The organism is Sphingorhabdus buctiana, from assembly GCF_042680825.1.
Taxonomy (GTDB): domain Bacteria; phylum Pseudomonadota; class Alphaproteobacteria; order Sphingomonadales; family Sphingomonadaceae; genus Sphingorhabdus_B; species Sphingorhabdus_B buctiana.
Genome location: NZ_JBHUEL010000002.1, coordinates 244858 through 262091, shown reverse-complemented (window position 1 = coordinate 262091; position 17234 = coordinate 244858). Strand labels below are relative to the sequence as shown.

Here is a 17234-nt window from a genome sequence, read left to right as displayed (position 1 = left end):
GCTCCTAGATGGACTCAATTGATACTGCCATTGGCAGCTTGAGGGTTCAATCGACCGTTTGCCATTCTTCGCGTGGCGCGCCTTGCGCGAACAGCAATGCGGTCAAATCATTATGTCGGATCGCAAAATTCGCTTTGGCTTCCAATGCAGCTTTTGCACGGTAAGACGCGCCGATGCCACCCCCGTCAATCGCTGCCTCGACCATCAAAATATCATTGGCTCCATCACCTGCGGCGAGCACCAGTTCAGATGCCAGCCCAAGCTGCTGGCGCGCCTGATGCAGTTGGCGCGCTTTCTCTTGCGCGTCGACGATAGCTCCGTCCACCGTTCCATCCAGATAATCGCCCGAAATGCCCAGGCGGTTTGCGGCCATGCTGTCAAAACCCGCCATCTCGACGACGGCAGCGACGAAATCGGTAAAGCCGCCCGAAACGAGAAGCCCGTGCGCGCCCCAGCCCCGCATCGTCGCCAGCAATATATCGGCACCGGGAGTCAATCGAACCCGTTCCTCGATGCACAGGCGGATGGTATCGCGATGCAGACCTTTCAACAGCGCCACACGCCCGCGCAACGCGCCTTCGAAATCCAGTTCGCCCTGCATCGCGCGTTCCGTGATTTCGGCGATTTCTGCTTTGATGCCGGCATAATCGGCCAATTCATCGATACATTCCACCGTAATGATCGTGCTATCCATATCCGAAACCAGCAGCATCTTTCTGCGGTTCGTTGAGGGTTGGACGCAAATGTCGAACTGGCCTTCAAGCGGCTGCAAAGCCTGCCGCACAGCCGCGATATCGCCGCCAAATGAAAGGTCGATCGCCTTACCGGTTTCGAGCCAGTGATGTCCTTCCGGCTCTCCCCCTACAGTGCGCAACCGGTCTTCTGCTTCGGAAATTGCCCCCGTTTCAAGGCGATCAGCCGCTATCAGTGTGGCAATATTTGTGGAAGAAGCTGAAGTCATGACGAATCCGCAAAACAGGCCCGGGGGCAAAAGATTGGCGCTTATTGCCGGTCCGACGGCCAGCGGCAAGACCGCATTGGCACTTCACATTGCCCAAAAGCAGCCTGTGACGGTTATCAACGCCGATAGCGCCCAAGTTTATGCGCATTTGCCAATCCTGAGTGCACAACCCGCCGCCACGGAAATGGCGACCGCGCCGCACAAGCTTTTCGGATATCTCGATGGGCGCGATACCTGTTCGGCGGCGCGTTGGGCGCAAGATGCGAAAACCGAAATCGAACAGGCCTGGCTCGAAGAGCGGCTGCCGCTGCTGGTCGGCGGAACCGGGCTTTATCTTCGCACATTGCTATATGGCATCGCTCCGATCCCCGAAATCGACCCAGAAAAGCGCAGGGTGGTCCGTTCCCTTCCCACAGACGTCGCCTATCGGGCATTGCTGGAGGAGGATGCGGCAAGCGCAGCGGCCCTTTCACCCAATGATGATAGCCGCGTAAAACGCGCGCTTGAAGTCATCCGTTCGACGGGCACCAGCATCATCGATTGGCGCCAGCGTCTCGAAGGCGGGATCGCCGATGAGGTCAATCTGCGTCCGCTGATCCTTTTGCCTCCACGTGATTGGCTGCATGAACGATGCGACCAGCGTTTTGAGCAAATGATGGAGCAAGGCGCCGTGGACGAAGTGCGGTCGCTTTTGGCGCTCAATCTCCCCGCTGACGCACCGGTGATGCGCGCGATCGGGGTTCCGGAAATCTCGGCAATGCTCAATGGAGAAATCGACCGGGCCGAAGCGGTGTCGCGCGGGCAAGCCGCCACCCGCCAATATGCAAAACGGCAATATACCTGGTTCAGGAACCAACCTCCCAAGGATTGGTCGCGCTGGATAGAGGCATTAAATGACTCCGATTTAGGCCAAATTGAAAGATTATTACAATTTTAACTGTTGACATGCCATTTTCTAATCCGTAACAGCCCGCACTTGCCCGCCTTGTTGCGATGCAGCAATAGGCGGGCTTCGTTTGTTTGAAGGACAGGAAAAGTGGCCGAAAAATCCGGCGCAGACATATTGATCGAAGCCCTGCTCGCGCAGGGTGTGGACACCGTTTTCGGCTATCCCGGCGGCGCCGTGTTGCCGATTTACGACGCGCTTTTCCAGCATCCGAAGATCCGCCATGTGCTTGTGCGCCACGAAGCTGGTGCAGCCCATGCGGCTGAAGGCTATGCGCGTTCAACCGGGAAGCCGGGCGTCGTGCTCGTCACCTCAGGGCCCGGCGCAACCAATGCCGTAACTGGCATCGCCGATGCTTTCATGGATTCGATTCCGATGATCTGCCTCACCGGCCAGGTTGCGACCAACCTGATCGGCTCAGATGCCTTCCAGGAAGCTGATACGATCGGCATCACGCGTCACTGCACCAAGCATAACTATCTGGTGAAGGATCCATCTGAATTGGGCGCGGTGGTTGCAGAAGCTTTCCATATCGCCACCCAGGGTCGCCCCGGCCCCGTCGTCATCGACATTCCGAAAAATGTGCAGGTCGCAACGGCCGAATTTGACCGCCATGGCGTCAACGCTGCGAAACGCTACGCTCCGGCAGGCGAAGCCGATTTTGCGGCGATTACGCAGGCAGTTGAACTGCTCGCGAAGGCAAAGGCGCCTATCCTCTATACCGGTGGAGGCATCATCAATTCAGGGCCGGATGCCAGCGCTGCATTGCGCGAACTGGCCGCGCTTTCGGGTGCACCGGTCACTTCGACCTTGATGGGCTTGGGCTCCTTCCCTGCTTCGGACCAGCAATGGCTCGGCATGCTGGGCATGCACGGCACCTATGAAGCCAATATGGCGATGAACCAGTGCGACGTCATGCTCTGCCTTGGCGCACGTTTTGACGATCGCGTGACTGGGCGTCTCGATGCTTTCTCACCGGGCAGCACCAAGATCCATATCGATATCGACCGCAGTTCGATCAACAAGACCGTACGGGTTGACCTGCCGATTGTTGCCGATGTCGGCAAAGCTATCCGCCAGATGATCACCATCTGGAACAGCCGCAAACTGCAGCCACAGAATCTGGATGAATGGTGGGCGCGCATCAAGGGCTGGCGCTCGGTCGGCTCGCTCAACTATCCGGCAAGCCAATCCGAGATCATGCCGCAATATGCGATTGAGCGCTTGTACGAGCTGACCAAGGACAAAGCACCGATCATCACCACCGAGGTTGGCCAACACCAGATGTGGGCAGCACAGCATTTCCATTTTGATGCGCCCAACAAATGGCTAACCAGCGGCGGCCTCGGCACGATGGGCTATGGCCTGCCCGCAGCGATCGGCGCGCAAATGGGCAATCCTGATGCGCTGGTGATCGATATTGCCGGCGAAGCATCGATCCAGATGAACATCCAGGAAATGGGCACTGCCAGCCAGTATCGCCTGCCGGTCAAGGTCTTCATCCTCAACAACGAATGGATGGGGATGGTTCGCCAGTGGCAGCAATTGACCTATGAAAGCCGTTATTCGAACAGCTATTCGGACAGCCTGCCCGATTTCGTTGCACTGGCTGAAGCCTATGGCTGGAAGGGCATTCGCTGCGACGATCCGGCAAAGCTCGATGATGCCATTGCCGAGATGCTGGCCTATGATGGCCCGGTCATGTTCGACTGCCGCGTATCGAAGGAAGCCAACTGCTTCCCGATGATCCCATCAGGAGCAGCGCACACCGAAATGATCCTGCACTCCGATGAAGTGTCGGGAACAATGGATGACGAAGCGAAGGCGCTCGTATAATGCATATCAAGGAAGAATTTGCCGAGCGGCACGTGCTGACGCTCACCGTCGACAATGAAGCCGGTACGCTCGCGCGTATCGCCGGGATGTTCACTGCGCGCGGATATAATATCGACAGCCTGACCGTGGCCGACATTTCCGAAGACCATGCGATCAGCCGCATCACCATTGTCACCAAGGGTCCGCCGCAGGTCATCGACCAGATCATCGCCCAATGCGAACGCCTGGTTCCAGTGCACAAGGTTACCGACCTCACCGATGCAGGCCCGCATGTCGAACGCGAGCTAGCGTTGGTAAAGGTTTCTGGTGCGGGCGACAAACGGGTCGAAGCAATGCGCTTGGCCGACATCTATCGTGCCCGCGTAATTGACGCGACCGTTTCGAGTTTCATTTTCGAGATCACCGGCGGACCCGACAAGATCGATACCTTTGTTGCGTTGATGCGCGAACTGGGTTTGGTCGAGGTCGGGCGCACCGGCATCGTCGGGCTGATGCGCGGCAGCGAAGCAAGCTAATTCAGGCCTCTGGCCAACACTTCAAAACAGGAAAGCGAATATCATGAAGGTTTATTACGACGCAGACTGCGATCTTGGCCTGATCAAGGACAAGAAGGTCGCGATTGTTGGCTATGGCAGCCAGGGCCACGCGCATGCGCAGAATCTGCGCGATAGTGGCGTCAAGGAAGTGGCAATTGCCCTGCGCCCCGGTTCCGCCACTGCTGCCAAGGCCGAAGGCGCAGGCTTCAAGGTGCTTTCGAATGCCGACGCTGCTGCATGGGCCGATGTCGTCATGATCCTCGCACCCGATGAACATCAGGCGGCCATCTATGCAGATGACCTGCACGCCAATATGAAGCAGGGTGCTGCGCTCGCCTTTGCACACGGCCTCAATATCCATTTCGGCCTGATCGAGCCGCGCGCCGACCTCGACGTCATCATGATCGCGCCCAAAGGCCCCGGGCACACCGTGCGCAGCGAATATCAAAAAGGCGGCGGCGTTCCCTGCCTGATCGCAGTCGACAAAGACGTATCGGGCAACGCACATGATGTCGCACTTGCCTATGCCAGCGCCGTTGGTGGCGGTCGATCGGGCATCATCGAAACCAATTTCCGTGAAGAGTGCGAAACCGACCTGTTCGGTGAGCAGGCCGTGCTTTGCGGCGGCATCACCCATCTTATCCAGGCAGGTTTCGAAACGCTGGTCGAGGCTGGTTATGCGCCTGAAATGGCCTATTTCGAATGCCTCCACGAAACCAAGCTGATCGTCGACCTGCTGTATGAAGGCGGCATTGCCAATATGCGTTATTCGATCTCGAACACAGCTGAATATGGTGACATCACCACCGGCCCGCGCATCATCACCGAAGAAACCAAGTCGGAAATGAAGCGGGTTCTGGAAGACATCCAGTCAGGCCGTTTCGTGAAGAATTTCGTGCTCGATAACCGTGCCGGCCAGCCCGAACTGAAAGCCGCCCGCAAAGCGGCCGCCGCGCACCCCATCGAAGAAACCGGCGCCCGCCTGCGCGCGATGATGCCTTGGATCGCAAAGAACAAGCTGGTCGACAAAGCCAAGAACTAAGCGCTCTGCCGCAAAGCTGTTGACTTTCAGGGGGATGGAGCGACATTTGCTCCGTCCCCCTTTCAGTTGGAGCCTCACATGCGCAAGTTCCTGATCGCCCTTCCCCTCATCGTTGCAGCTCCACTATTGGCTCAGCAGGGCGATAAGCCCCAGCTCCCGGGCGTTGCAGATACGGCCAGGGTGGCCGCCGGCACATATGCCGTCGATAGCCGACATACTCAGGTCAACTGGCAGGTGAATCATTTCGGCTTCAATGACTATTTCGGTCTGTTCGGTGATGTAACGGGCACGCTGCAGATCGACCCCGCCAATCCATCAGCGGCAAAGGTGGATGTCACCATCCCGATCGCATCGGTGGCGACATCGAGCCAAGGCCTGACCGACCACCTCAAAACGCCCGATTTCTTTGACATCGCCAAATTTGAAACTGCCCGCTTCGTTTCAACCAGCGTCAAGGTCGACGGCCAAAAGGCGGTAATCAAAGGCGATTTGACGATGTTGGGCGTGACCAAGCCAGTCGAACTCGAAACACGGTTCGAAGGTGCCGGCAACAATCCGATGAACAAGAAAGCGACCTTGGGCTTTCATGCCGCCACGACCATCAAACGCAGCCAGTGGGGCATGACCAAATATGTCCCGATGGTGGGTGACGACGTGAAATTGCGGATCAGTGTAGCCTTCGAAAAGGAAGGCTGAAAGGCGCGCCCCTGCAATGCAGGGGCGATACCCGACTTACCACCCCTTGCGGTAAACCTTGTCAAGTCGCTCCTTCGCAGCACGATATTCGCGCTCCAAACGATCGACCATGTCCGCAACCGACTGCACTTCCTTAACCGCGCCAATTCCTTGGCCCGAACCCCAGATATCTTTCCAGGCCTTGGCTTCGGTATTGCCGCCGGAGCCAAAGTTCATGGTGCTGATATCACCCTTGGGAAGGTTATCCGGATCCATGCCAGCCTTGACGATCGACTGCCGCAGGTAATTGCCATGCACGCCGGTGAACAGGTCTGAATAAACGATGTCGCTGGCCTTCGCCTCGACGATGTTTTCCTTATAGCCCTCGACCGCATTGGCTTCCTTGGTCGCGATGAAGGCGCTACCGATATAGGCAAAATCTGCGCCCATTGCCTGCGCCGACAGGATTGATTGGCCATGCGCAATCGAACCGGACAGCGCAACAGGGCCATCGAACCATTCGCGGATTTCCTGCATCAGCGCAAATGGCGAAGTCGTTCCGGCATGGCCACCGGCACCGGCAGCGACAGGGATCAGGCCATCGGCCCCCTTCTCGATAGCCTTGCGTGCAAAACGATCATCGATGACGTCATGGAGCGTTATGCCGCCCCATGCATGTACCGCCTGGTTCAGGTCCTCACGAGCCCCCAACGACGTGATCGTGACCGGCACCTGCCACTTGGCGCAAATTGCGACATCTTCATCGAGGCGGTTGTTCGAACGATGGACGATCTGGTTCACCGCATAGGGAGCCGCCGGACGATCAGGATTGTCACGGTTGTGCGCTGCCAACTCTTCGGTAATCTGGTGAAGCCATTCGTCGAGCTGGCTCGCGGGGCGTGCATTGAGCGCCGGGAAGCTGCCAACAACCCCCGCCTTGCATTGCGCGATCACCAGTTCCGGACCGGATACAATGAACAACGGTGAACCGATCACCGGCAGGCGAAGATTATCAAAAATGGCAGGCAAAGACATCGCGAACTCCCTAACGCTTAATCACGTGATTAAGCGGTAAAGAGCGCAACGATTGGGGCTTGTCAAATGCCGTTTGCAGCACTCAGCAAGGCACGCACGGTTGCCGTAGCGACATCGGTGTCGATTCCTGCGCCGAAAAGACTGCGACCATCGGTGGTCCGGCATTCGACATAGGCTGCGGCCTGCGCGCCGGCGCCGTGGCCGATGGCATGTTCGCTATAATCGACAATATCCATTTCAGGCCCACCATGGTCTTTGAGCGCCGCAATCACGCTCGACATCAGGCCATTGCCGCGCCCCGAAAGGCTGCGAAACTCGCCATCTACCTTCAGCTTACCGACAAAAATGCGGTCACTTCCGGCATGGTTCTCTGCATAGTCGAACAGTTCGAAGCGCCCCGACTTGTTGATGAAATAGCGCTCCTGGAACGCACCCCAGATATCGCCCGAGGTCAATTCACGGCCCGTAGTGTCCGAAAGCTCTTGCACCGTGCGCGAAAAGTCGGCCTGCAACTTCTTGGGCAGTTTAAGTCCATAGTCCTGCTCAAGCACCCAGGCGACACCGCCCTTGCCGCTTTGCGAATTCACGCGAATGACGGCTTCATAGCTTCGGCCCAAATCAGCCGGATCGATGGGCAAGTACGGAACTTCCCAGATTTCATCATTGCGCTTGGCCTGATGGGCAAAACCCTTCTTGATTGCGTCCTGGTGGCTTCCCGAAAAAGCAGTGAACACAAGTTCCCCGGCATAAGGATGGCGGGGGTGTACGGGCAGCTGGTTGCAATATTCTACGGTCTGGATGACCTCATCGATATCCGAGAAATCGAGCCCCGGATGCAGGCCTTGCGTGTACATATTGAGTGCAACGGTAACGAGGTCGACATTGCCGGTGCGCTCACCATTGCCAAACAGGCAGCCCTCGACGCGGTCGCCCCCTGCCAACAGGCCCAACTCGGTTGCGGCAATTCCGGTGCCGCGGTCATTATGCGTGTGCAGGCTGATTACGACCGCTTCACGGTTCGGAATATTGCGGCCGAAATACTCAATCTGGTCCGCATAGATGTTGGGCATAGCCGCCTCTACGGTGGCAGGCAGGTTGAATATGATCGGCTTTTCAACGGTCGGCTTCAGGATTTCCATAACGGCGCTGCAAACTTCGATACTGAAATCCAATTCGGCAGTCGAGAAGGTCTCCGGAGAATATTCGAAATGCCAATCGGTTTGCGGATATTTCGCGGCCTGCTCTGCCAGGATCTGCGCCCCTTCAATCGCAATCGCTTTCACGCCCGGCTTATCGAGATTGAAAACAATGTTGCGCCAAGCGGGTGATACCGCATTGTAAAGATGCACGATCGCCTTTTTGGCACCTGCCATCGCCTCGAATGTCTTTTCGATCAGGTCGCGGCGCGATTGGGTCAGGCTCTGGATGGTGACATCATCGGGGATGCGTCCGCTGTCCACCAGATCGCGGATGAAATCGAAATCAGTCGCGCCTGATGAAGGAAAGCCAACCTCAATTTCCTTGATGCCCACCTTGACCAGCAGGTCGAAAAAGCGGCTCTTCTTCTCAGAGCCCATCGGGTCGATCAGCGCCTGGTTGCCATCGCGCAAATCGGTCGAGAGCCAACGGGGTGCCTTGTCGATAGTGCGGTCCGGCCATTGCCGATCTGGCAGGTCCACCTGCGGGAACGGGCGGTATTTACGGGATGGATCGTTCAACATTTTGCTTCTCAATCTGTGGGGCGCGCCATGTCGCCCTTAAAGTTTCCGGTCTGATTGTAGTTCGTACCCTTAGGCCGGGCGGCTCCGGACATAGCCGGAGGCAATCACGCGCCTAAGGGCGCGTAAGTCGAAGAAGAAGCGAGAGTGAACGGACTTTCATCGTGACCGCGCTTTTTCACACAAAATTTCAAACGTCCAGAAAAAAGCGCAACAAGATTCAATTCAACGAGGTTCGAGGGCACCGTATAAATCGAATGCGGCTTTCTCGATCGTTTCGAACGCTGGATTTGGCGCCAAAGGATCGCGCTGGCGATTGCGCAGTGGCAGCGCATTGCTTCGCAATGCCACGCGCAATGTCTTTTGCAGGTCGTAGATCTGGCGCAATTGGCCGTTGGGGCTCAGCCGTTCGAAGGCCGCAATGCGTTCGCATACTATCTGGTTATATAATGGATGAGGTCCTCGATGTAGCGGTAGCCCGAATGCGGCGGCATTTTCCTCAGTGCATGGCAGATACATTCCATTTTGATGGAAATTCTGGAAATCAAAGCCGATTGCTCCGATCCGGTTGAACATCGTTCGGAAAGCAGGTTTTTCGACAACCTCTGCTGGAATTATGTGATGGCAGTGAAATCCCGGCACTTTTACGCGCTTTTTCACTTCCCGGAATGTCAGCATGTCCAAAAGCCCTCCATCACGCACGCCAAGCTATTGGAAGCGGGACGGAAAGCAATCAGCAGAGGGGCACTATTTGCTCCGATTTCGAGGTAATTCGGCAATGAAGCAACATGCCGTCGTCGGAGGGCTCCAAATGGATCAAATTCGCCGGATCCAAGTCAGCGATTTCTTGTGAATCGTCTATCGATCCATTGGTCGCCAAATCATGTGCAAGGCGAATTGCACGCCGGATCAATTCCTGCTGGTCCAACTGGCCTGACTGCAATTCGAATTCCTGCCCGCAAAAATCTGCAAGCCCTTTGGACCGCAAATAGCCGGGCTTTTCGGCGATGAAATCGACGATCGGCAGAACAGGAAAAACGCCACCATCCACATAGGATTGGACAACCTCGAGGAAATATCCCGTATCGGTTTGAAGTCCGGTTGGTTGCCAGACAACTGCCGACGCCTGCAGATTCCGCGCACAAACTGCACCAAAATTCAGGAACGCCTTGGCAATCTCTGGCACGACCAGTCCGTGTTCGATGTGCGAATGCAGAGATATGGCAAGGGCCGAACATATTGCGTCATCGCCAAGCGTAGAGAAAACTTTGCGCCGTTCAGGTTTGAGCGCCGATTCAGGATTGAAGTCGCAATCGAAAGTCAGCCCATTAAAAATCAGTACAGAAGCAGCATCCCCCAGCCGTTCCATTTGATCAAAATGGATGTCGGCTTGCGTGGAAACAAGTTCATCCAGTCTGGTCCGCACTTCAGACTGCGGAACTTCAAACAACAACGATAATGATGGACTTATTTCCAAAGTTCTAGATTCCTCAAGTTCCTTTTTTGTTCTATTATAAATAGTTAAAGGAAGCAAGAGTCTTCGAAAACATCAATCCGAATTGGATCAGATTTCCACCTGACTGCCCAGTTCGACAACGCGGTTGGTTGGAAGCTTGAAAAACTCCATCGCATTGGCCGCATTTCGCAGCATCCAGGCAAAAACCTTTTCCCGCCAGATTGCCATGCCGGGGACCTTGGACGCGATCAACGTCTGGCGCGACAGGAAAAAGCTGGTTTGCATCATGTCAAATGGCGGACCACAGAGGTCAACCTTTGCCAGCGCAGCCGGAACATCGGTTTCCTCAAGGAAGCCATAGCGCAGGACGACGCGGTAGAAGCCTTCGCCCAATGTCTTGCAGGTCGCGCGCTTGCTTTCATCGACATAGGGCATTTCCGCGATGTCTACGGTAAGGATGATAACGCGTTCATGGAGGATGCGGTTATGCTTGATGTTATGGAGCAAGGCCGACGGCACGCCGGCACTGGTTGAGGCCATAAAGATTGCCGTTCCCGGAACCCGCTGGGCACTGCCGCTAGCCGACTTGATGAAGATTTCCATCGGCATCGTGCTTTCGGCCATGCGTTCACGCATCAAGGCGCGACCGCGCGACCAGGTGGTCAGCAAGGTGAAGATGATCAACCCGATGACGAGTGGGAAATATCCGCCCTGCGGTACCTTGAGCAGGTTGGCACCGAAATAGGCAATGTCGACGATGAAGAACACCGCAAGGATCGGCAGCGCCTTCCACTTTGGCCATTTCCAAAGGCTGAGAAGCACGACCGTGATAAGGCAGGTATCGATGAACATCGCACCTGTCACCGCGATACCATAGGCCGCTGCGAGGTTACTTGAGGAGCGGAAGAAGAGCACCAAGACGATGACCATGATCATCAGGCCCCAGTTGATCGCCGGGATATAGATCTGGCCCGCCTCACTCTCGCTGGTGTGCAGGATACGCAAGCGCGGCATGAAGCCGAGTTGGATAGCCTGCTGAGTTAGTGAAAACGCGCCCGAGATCACCGCCTGGCTGGCAATGATGGTCGCAAGGATAACGAGGAAGACAATCGGAAGGCGAAGGTCGCCAGGGAGCATCAGGAAGAACGGATCCTTGATCGCTACCTGCGCTTCCGCAGGCGTCATCGACAGGATCATCGCCCCCTGCCCCATATAGTTCAACATCAGCGCGGGGAGCACGAACCAAAGCCAAGAGAATTTGATGGGACGCCTGCCGAAATGCCCCATGTCGGCATATAGCGCTTCAGCACCGGTCACTGCCAGAACCACAGCTCCAAGCGAAATGAACGCACGCAGACCATCAACATAGAAGAAGTTGATCGCATTCCACGGATTGAGCGTGTGGAGCACGATTTCGGGCATCTTGATTAGATGCATCAAACCGAGCGCGGAAAGTGTCGCGAAATAAGTGACCATGATAGGCCCGAACAACGCACCAACCTTGGCCGTTCCACGCGCCTGGATTGCGAAGAGACCAACCAGGATTGCCAACGCAATCGGCAAAACCCAGCCCTTGAAGCCCGGATGGACATAGTTCAGACCCTCGGTTGCCGAAAGGACTGACATCGCCGGGGTTATCATGGAATCGCCGTAGAATAGCGCGGTCGCAAACACGCCGAGCATGATGATCGGCGCGGTCCATTTCTCGCCTTGCGTCTTGCGGCTAATCAGCGCCAGCAGGGCAAGGCTACCGCCCTCACCCTTGTTGTCCGCTTTCATGATGGTGAAGACATATTTGAACGTCACCACGAGCATCATCGACCAGAATACCAAGCTGAGCACACCGGTGATGTGCATGGGATCGGGTTCGATCGGATGGTGGCCGGCAAAGGTTTCGCGAAATGCGTAAATGGGGCTGGTACCGATATCTCCAAAGACAACGCCTACTGTGCCGACACACAGCGTCAGCAACGACGCCTTTTTGTGGCCGTGGCCGCCATGTTCCAGGTGATTTTCGGAATTTTCGGTTTCGCTATTAGCCATGCGCACCCCAAAGGCGGATTTATCAGCCATTCCGCGCCATACGGGACGCAGCGCGCGCCGATAGCACGACACTATAGCCCAAACAACGCACTATCGCTGTAAATTCGCGAATATCATCCTATTGTATTATATTAATTTTTCAATTCAGGTGACGGAGGCGCCGCTCCCGCCAGCAGGGATTCAAGCCCTGCAAGCTGCGACTCAACCGCCGGACGCCATTTTGCCTTGGGCGTGGCGCGTTCCAGAACCGCGTTCCATTTGCTAATGGTGATGTCAGGCTTGCGATCGAACAATGCTGCCAAACCTACAAAATAGTCAGGTGCCGGCAGGTTGGGAGCCAGCGTACGCGCCTTGTCAAAAGCCAGTTTCGCAGGCGGTGTCATCTCGCCATCGGATGCCAGCATAAGGACCAGCCCAAGCGCGGACCACAGATCGGGATTATCGGGATGCTCGCGTAACCCTGCCTGAATATAGCCCGCAGCCGCCGAATAACTTCCATCGCGGGCAAATCCGTCGGCGGTGACCAGCCACATTTTGGCGACACCGAAATTCTGATCCATATCGCTGCGCATCTTGAGCAGAGCCTCGGCTGCGCCCCGCTCTGCAGCGATGGGTTGGGCCTCAGATGACGATAGTTCAGGGCGGCCCTGCCATGCATAGCCTGCCATCGCGAGCACCACCGTTGCGGCAACAGGTTGCCATAGCTGCCTGCGTCCCTTGGCAAAGGCTAGGATGGCCAAGGCCGAGACCAGGCCGGTTCCAATCATGATGATCCAGCCGATCATGCCTCACGCTTTCTGAAACGGCCGCGAGCCACCAAAAGCGCCCCGCCTAAAACCAAAATTGGTAGGAGCCACAGGATCAATCCGCTTCCCGACGCGGGGGGTGCGAAGCTGATCCAATCACCATAACGCTCGATCAACCAGCTCTCGATTTCGGCCTCGCTTTGCCCTGCCTTGATACGCTCGCGCACTTCATGGCGCATCGCGGCTGCAATTGGTGCATCGCTATCGTGAATCGACTGCCCCTGGCACTGGATGCAGCGCAGCCTTTGCATCAATTCCAGCGCACGCGCTTCCTGGGCAGGGTCAGCAAGTTGCTGGTTGGCAAGCGGCGGAGGCGGGCCTTCCTGTGCCGCTGCTGGCACTATTGAAAACGCCAACGCGCAAGCAATGACGAAGCGCTTCATTTGGCTTCCTTCAGCTTTGCGATCAGCGGTTCAACATGCTCGGCACGGATATCGCCGATATGTTGGTGGATAATCCGCCCTTTGCCGTCAATCAGATAGGTTTCGGGAACGCCCGATGAGCCAAGCTTAAGCTGGATCAGCATGTCCATATCGGCACCGATCCTAACGAAAGGATTGCCATGTTCCGCAAGGAAAGCGGCCACGTCTTCCGGTTTGTCCCTGATGGCGATCGCATGGATTTCAACACCTGCTTCCTTGATCTGTTCAAGGAATGGCGCTTCCGCCTTGCACGGCAGGCACCAGCTCGCAAAGATATTGAGCATACGTGGTTTGCCATCGGCGAAGTCGGTATTCGACAGCCCTTGCACACCTTCGGTTGCCGCGGGCAGTGCAAATTCAGGCAACGGCCTGCCTACAAGATTTGACCGGACATATTCATCCTTCGGTTCAACCAGACCGTAAAGGAAAATGCCGCCAAGAAAGGCGAACAGGGCGAGAGGCGCCCAGATTAGCCAATTCTTTTTCATGCCAAGCTCCATGGATTATCGCGGCGGCGCTTCCGCAGGGCGAGCGTCGCGCGCCCAAAGAGCGCAATGGCTCCACCCAGTGCAATGAGCAAGCCGCCGTACCAGATCAGCGTTACAAAGGGTTTCCACCACAAGCGCACCTGCCAGCGATCTGATGCATCGCCCTCGCTCGGCGCGGCAATCACAGCGTAAAGCTGGCCATCCCATCGTGTGAGCAGCGCAGCTTCGGTCGTTTGCTGTTTCGGGCTGGAGAATTGCCGCGATTGAGGGCGCATTATGGTTGTGTCTTCGTCGCGGCGAACAAGCAGTTGTCCTTCGAGCGCAACCCAATTGTCGCCGACCACAGGATGGACATCATCCAGTTTGACGTTCCAGCCGGAAACAACGGCGCTTTCCCCGACACGCATCGCGACGAGCTTTTCGACTTTCCAACCCTGTTCAGCCGCCATGCCCGCAACGCATACGGCAAATCCAAAGTGCGCCAGAGCCATGCCCCAAAGCGCGAGTGGAATGCGCAAAATGTTGCGACCCAATAACGGCAATATCGATGCCAGCGCGGTCGCGGCCGCCAAGGCCAATGACAGGATTGGCCAAAGTCCTGCTTGCGGCTGTGTAGCGAACAGAGCACATGCCACGAGCAGGAATAGCAAGGCAGGCCCTGCCAAAGCCTTGTGCCGCGACAGACTATCGCCGCGCCAGCGAAGCAACGGACCAACGATCAGCAAAAGCATCAGCAGCAGGCCGATCGGTACCGTCGTTTGGTTGAAATAGGGCGGGCCCACCGAAATCTTGTCGCCCATCGCTTCGGCAGCCAATGGCCACAATGTACCGACCAGAACGATGGCGAGGATGACCGAGAGGAATATGTTGTTGCCAACGATCGCACCTTCACGGCTGAGTAAGGCAAAGGTCTTCCCTTCGCGCACCACACCGATACGCAGGCCGAACAGCGTCAATGCGCCGCCAATATAGATTACCAGCAGACCGAGGATGAACGCGCCACGTTCCGGATCGACAGCGAAGGCATGCACGCTCGTCAAAATGCCCGAACGCACAAGAAAGGTTCCGGCCATTGCCATCGCAAAAGCAATCAGCGCCAACATGATAGTCCAGGCGCGCAAGGCATCGCGCGTCGCCAGCACAGCCACCGAATGCAGCAATGCTGTCGCTGCAAGCCACGGCATCAGCGAGGCGTTTTCTACGGGATCCCAGAACCACCAGCCGCCCCAGCCCAATTCATAATAGGCCCAGTAACTGCCCGCGGTGATACCAATTGTCAGAAAAATCCACGCGAGCAACACCCATGGGCGCATTGCGCGGGCAAAGGCAGGGCCAACCTTTCCGGTCAACAATGCGGCAACGGCAAAGGAAAATGCCACCGAGAGGCCAACATATCCGATGTAAAGCGTCGGCGGATGGAATGCGAGGCCGATATCCTGCAACAGCGGGTTCAGGCCTGCGCCAGTGGGCGGCGCCGGATCAAGCCGTTCGAAAGGGTTGGACGAGAAAAGCAGGAAGGCAAAAAAACCGAGTGCGATCAAAGCCTGCGCAAACAATGCCGCGCCCAACGTCTGATGGTCGAGCCGTTTTTCGAACAGCGCTATGGCAGTTCCCGAAAGCGAAAGCACCGTCACCCACAGCAACATCGAACCTTCATGATTGCCCCAAGTGCCCGCCAGTTTGAAGATCATCGGCTTGTCGATATGGCTGTTCGATGCGACCAGCAGCACCGATAGATCGGTAATCGCAAACAGCCAGACAAGGCATCCGAAAGAAACCAGACACAAAAGCCCCTGCACCACCGCCACAGGGCGGGTCAGCGAAGCCAGTGCTGGTGAAAAACCGCGCCAGTGGCCAATGCCAGCGAATGCCTGCAACAGCGCCAATGCCGCTGCCAACCAAAGGGCGGCAAGACCGAATTCAGCAATCATTCGGCGAGGGTATCCTTGCTATGTTCGGCGGTGGACATGTCGATGTCTTTGAGTTCGCGCGGGACATAATTTTCATCATGCTTTGCAAGCAGGCTATCCGCCACGAAAACGCCTTTCGCATCCATTCGGCCGTCGGCAACCACGCCGGATCCCTCAACAAACAGGTCGGGGGTTATTCCTTTGTAAACAACCGCCTGCGTCGCGTCGCGATCCTGGACGATAAAGTGCACGGTTATGCCATCGGCATCGCGCCTGACCGAACCCTTTTGCACCATCCCGCCAAGACGGATCGCCTTTCCGGGCTCGACATCGGCCTTGGCCAATGTCGCAGGCGTATAGAAGTAACTCGCCTCCTCACGCAGTGCCGAAGCAGCCAGCAACCCTGCACCGATCAACGCGGCAAGGGCCAGAATGGCTAAGATCAAACGTTGGTGTTTGGGTTTCATTTGCGGCTCTTCAAATCATCGGCCAACGCCTCGGCGCGGCGCATGGCAGACCAGCTGTGCACCACAAGCACGAGCGTGCCCAATGCGGTCACTAGAAATGCTGCAATGATGAACGGTGTGTGATCCACTACCTCAATCCTCCGCCATCCGGCGCATCCGCGCCTCGATACGGATTTCGGCAAGCTGGGCGCGCATCCGCATCAAAACGACCGCACCAAAAATCAGCGTGAAACCCAATGCACTCGCGAAAAGCGGCCACAGATAGGCGCTATCGATCGACGATCCACCAAGCGTGATGCTGGCCTTTTGATGCTGGCTTTCCCACCAGACCACCGACCGGTTGATGATAGGAATATTGACTGCACCGATGATGCCGAACACCGCGGCCGTGCGGCTGACGCTACCCTTTTCGCTCGATGCGTTAGCTAGCGCGATATAGCCGAGATAGAGGAAGAACAGGATCAGCATCGAGGTCAACCGACCATCCCAGACCCACCAGGTGCCCCATGTCGGACGCCCCCAGATAGAGCCGGTGATCAGGCATAGCGCGGCAAACAGAGCGCCCGGCACCGCAATGGCCCGCGCCGATACGCCCGCCAAAGGATGCTTCCACACAAGCTGTACGATGCTGGCAATGGCAAGCCCGGTCCACCCGCCCATACCCAGCCACGCAGCGGGCACATGGACGAACATGATCTTGACCGAATGGCCCTGCAACCGTTCCGCCGGTACCTGCGTCAGCCCCCACCAGCACGCGCCTAGAACCAGCAGTATTCCCGGCCACAAAAGCAGCGGGGTCAGCGGTTTGGCAATGCCGAGGAAACGGGCAGGATTTGCGAAGCGGTGCATATGATATGACTCGCACGCGCCTCTAGCATTGCTTTCAAGGGACG

The 17234-nt window shown here is 56.7% G+C and carries 18 protein-coding genes; 5 read left to right on the top strand and 13 right to left on the bottom strand.

Annotated features, from left to right (window positions below; translation table 11 throughout):
* Positions 1–46: 46 nt before the first annotated feature.
* Complete coding sequence (gene serB, locus ACFSAG_RS01750) at positions 47–961, bottom strand: phosphoserine phosphatase SerB (RefSeq protein ID WP_381510876.1); 915 nt, start codon at positions 959–961, stop codon at positions 47–49.
* Here serB and miaA point away from each other — a divergent pair.
* The 5 genes from miaA to ACFSAG_RS01725 all read left to right on the top strand — a co-directional run bounded on the left by miaA (position 960) and on the right by ACFSAG_RS01725 (position 6017).
* The gene (gene miaA, locus ACFSAG_RS01745; RefSeq protein WP_381510874.1) at positions 960–1898 is read left to right on the top strand and encodes a tRNA (adenosine(37)-N6)-dimethylallyltransferase MiaA; all 939 of its coding nucleotides are present in this window, start codon (positions 960–962) and stop codon (positions 1896–1898) included. The two genes, serB and miaA, sit on opposite strands and share 2 nt — an antisense overlap.
* A gap of 99 nt (positions 1899–1997) precedes the next feature.
* Positions 1998–3743 carry an acetolactate synthase 3 large subunit gene (locus ACFSAG_RS01740; RefSeq protein WP_381510873.1) on the top strand — a complete coding sequence of 582 codons (1746 nt, stop codon included), beginning with the start codon at positions 1998–2000 and terminating at the stop codon, positions 3741–3743.
* A complete protein-coding gene (ilvN, locus tag ACFSAG_RS01735) occupies positions 3743–4258 on the top strand; it encodes an acetolactate synthase small subunit (RefSeq protein WP_374615234.1) in 516 nt (171 codons plus the stop codon). The genes ACFSAG_RS01740 and ilvN overlap by 1 nt, the downstream gene beginning before the upstream one ends.
* Positions 4259–4301: 43 nt before the next feature.
* Positions 4302–5321, top strand: a complete 1020-nt coding sequence (gene ilvC / locus ACFSAG_RS01730) for a ketol-acid reductoisomerase (protein ID WP_381510871.1) — start codon at positions 4302–4304, stop codon at positions 5319–5321.
* Between the two features lie 78 nt (positions 5322–5399).
* Positions 5400–6017 carry a YceI family protein gene (locus tag ACFSAG_RS01725; RefSeq protein ID WP_381510868.1) on the top strand — a complete coding sequence of 206 codons (618 nt, stop codon included), beginning with the start codon at positions 5400–5402 and terminating at the stop codon, positions 6015–6017.
* A gap of 36 nt (positions 6018–6053) precedes the next feature.
* Here the strand turns inward: ACFSAG_RS01725 and ACFSAG_RS01720 are convergent, their stop codons facing one another.
* The 12 genes from ACFSAG_RS01720 to ccmC form a co-directional block, all read right to left on the bottom strand.
* Positions 6054–7031 (bottom strand): NAD(P)H-dependent flavin oxidoreductase, encoded by a 978-nt coding sequence (locus ACFSAG_RS01720; protein WP_374615237.1) that lies wholly within the window; start codon positions 7029–7031, stop codon positions 6054–6056.
* Between the two features lie 62 nt (positions 7032–7093).
* Positions 7094–8752 (bottom strand): 2-isopropylmalate synthase, encoded by a 1659-nt coding sequence (gene leuA / locus ACFSAG_RS01715; protein WP_381510866.1) that lies wholly within the window; start codon positions 8750–8752, stop codon positions 7094–7096.
* Between the two features lie 222 nt (positions 8753–8974).
* Positions 8975–9427 (bottom strand): AHH domain-containing protein, encoded by a 453-nt coding sequence (locus ACFSAG_RS01710; RefSeq protein WP_381510864.1) that lies wholly within the window; start codon positions 9425–9427, stop codon positions 8975–8977.
* 55 nt (positions 9428–9482) lie between these two features.
* On the bottom strand, positions 9483–10226 hold the full coding sequence (locus ACFSAG_RS01705) for a hypothetical protein (protein ID WP_381510863.1): 744 nt from the start codon (positions 10224–10226) through the stop codon (positions 9483–9485).
* Positions 10227–10313: 87 nt separating this feature from the next.
* Positions 10314–12248, bottom strand: a complete 1935-nt coding sequence (locus ACFSAG_RS01700) for a potassium transporter Kup (RefSeq protein ID WP_381511260.1) — start codon at positions 12246–12248, stop codon at positions 10314–10316.
* A gap of 131 nt (positions 12249–12379) precedes the next feature.
* Entirely contained in the window at positions 12380–13033 is a 654-nt protein-coding gene (locus ACFSAG_RS01695; RefSeq protein WP_381510862.1) for a tetratricopeptide repeat protein, read from the bottom strand.
* The gene (locus ACFSAG_RS01690; RefSeq protein ID WP_374615242.1) at positions 13030–13437 is read right to left on the bottom strand and encodes a cytochrome c-type biogenesis protein; all 408 of its coding nucleotides are present in this window, start codon (positions 13435–13437) and stop codon (positions 13030–13032) included. Before ACFSAG_RS01690 ends, ACFSAG_RS01695 begins: the two co-directional genes overlap by 4 nt.
* The gene (locus tag ACFSAG_RS01685; protein ID WP_374615243.1) at positions 13434–13964 is read right to left on the bottom strand and encodes a DsbE family thiol:disulfide interchange protein; all 531 of its coding nucleotides are present in this window, start codon (positions 13962–13964) and stop codon (positions 13434–13436) included. The genes ACFSAG_RS01690 and ACFSAG_RS01685 overlap by 4 nt, the downstream gene beginning before the upstream one ends.
* Entirely contained in the window at positions 13961–15895 is a 1935-nt protein-coding gene (locus ACFSAG_RS01680) for a heme lyase CcmF/NrfE family subunit (protein WP_381510859.1), read from the bottom strand. Before ACFSAG_RS01680 ends, ACFSAG_RS01685 begins: the two co-directional genes overlap by 4 nt.
* On the bottom strand, positions 15892–16341 hold the full coding sequence (gene ccmE / locus ACFSAG_RS01675; protein WP_374615245.1) for a cytochrome c maturation protein CcmE: 450 nt from the start codon (positions 16339–16341) through the stop codon (positions 15892–15894). Before ccmE ends, ACFSAG_RS01680 begins: the two co-directional genes overlap by 4 nt.
* Positions 16338–16469 carry a hypothetical protein gene (locus tag ACFSAG_RS01670; RefSeq protein ID WP_374615246.1) on the bottom strand — a complete coding sequence of 44 codons (132 nt, stop codon included), beginning with the start codon at positions 16467–16469 and terminating at the stop codon, positions 16338–16340. The genes ccmE and ACFSAG_RS01670 overlap by 4 nt, the downstream gene beginning before the upstream one ends.
* Before the next feature lie 4 nt (positions 16470–16473).
* Positions 16474–17190, bottom strand: a complete 717-nt coding sequence (ccmC, locus tag ACFSAG_RS01665) for a heme ABC transporter permease CcmC (protein ID WP_374615248.1) — start codon at positions 17188–17190, stop codon at positions 16474–16476.
* Positions 17191–17234 lie beyond the last annotated feature (44 nt).

Coding starts and splice junctions, on each gene's coding strand:
- ACFSAG_RS01690 (WP_374615242.1), bottom strand. CDS start 13,437: ATGAAGCGCTTCGTCATTGCTTGCGCGTTGGCGTTTTCAATAGTGCCA.
- ccmC (WP_374615248.1), bottom strand. CDS start 17,190: ATGCACCGCTTCGCAAATCCTGCCCGTTTCCTCGGCATTGCCAAACCG.
- ACFSAG_RS01700 (WP_381511260.1), bottom strand. CDS start 12,248: ATGGCTAATAGCGAAACCGAAAATTCCGAAAATCACCTGGAACATGGC.
- ACFSAG_RS01680 (WP_381510859.1), bottom strand. CDS start 15,895: ATGATTGCTGAATTCGGTCTTGCCGCCCTTTGGTTGGCAGCGGCATTG.
- leuA (WP_381510866.1), bottom strand. CDS start 8,752: ATGTTGAACGATCCATCCCGTAAATACCGCCCGTTCCCGCAGGTGGAC.
- serB (WP_381510876.1), bottom strand. CDS start 961: ATGACTTCAGCTTCTTCCACAAATATTGCCACACTGATAGCGGCTGAT.
- ilvC (WP_381510871.1), top strand. CDS start 4,302: ATGAAGGTTTATTACGACGCAGACTGCGATCTTGGCCTGATCAAGGAC.
- ccmE (WP_374615245.1), bottom strand. CDS start 16,341: ATGAAACCCAAACACCAACGTTTGATCTTAGCCATTCTGGCCCTTGCC.
- ACFSAG_RS01685 (WP_374615243.1), bottom strand. CDS start 13,964: ATGAAAAAGAATTGGCTAATCTGGGCGCCTCTCGCCCTGTTCGCCTTT.
- ilvN (WP_374615234.1), top strand. CDS start 3,743: ATGCATATCAAGGAAGAATTTGCCGAGCGGCACGTGCTGACGCTCACC.
- ACFSAG_RS01720 (WP_374615237.1), bottom strand. CDS start 7,031: ATGTCTTTGCCTGCCATTTTTGATAATCTTCGCCTGCCGGTGATCGGT.
- ACFSAG_RS01695 (WP_381510862.1), bottom strand. CDS start 13,033: ATGATCGGCTGGATCATCATGATTGGAACCGGCCTGGTCTCGGCCTTG.
- ACFSAG_RS01725 (WP_381510868.1), top strand. CDS start 5,400: ATGCGCAAGTTCCTGATCGCCCTTCCCCTCATCGTTGCAGCTCCACTA.
- ACFSAG_RS01710 (WP_381510864.1), bottom strand. CDS start 9,427: ATGCTGACATTCCGGGAAGTGAAAAAGCGCGTAAAAGTGCCGGGATTT.
- miaA (WP_381510874.1), top strand. CDS start 960: ATGACGAATCCGCAAAACAGGCCCGGGGGCAAAAGATTGGCGCTTATT.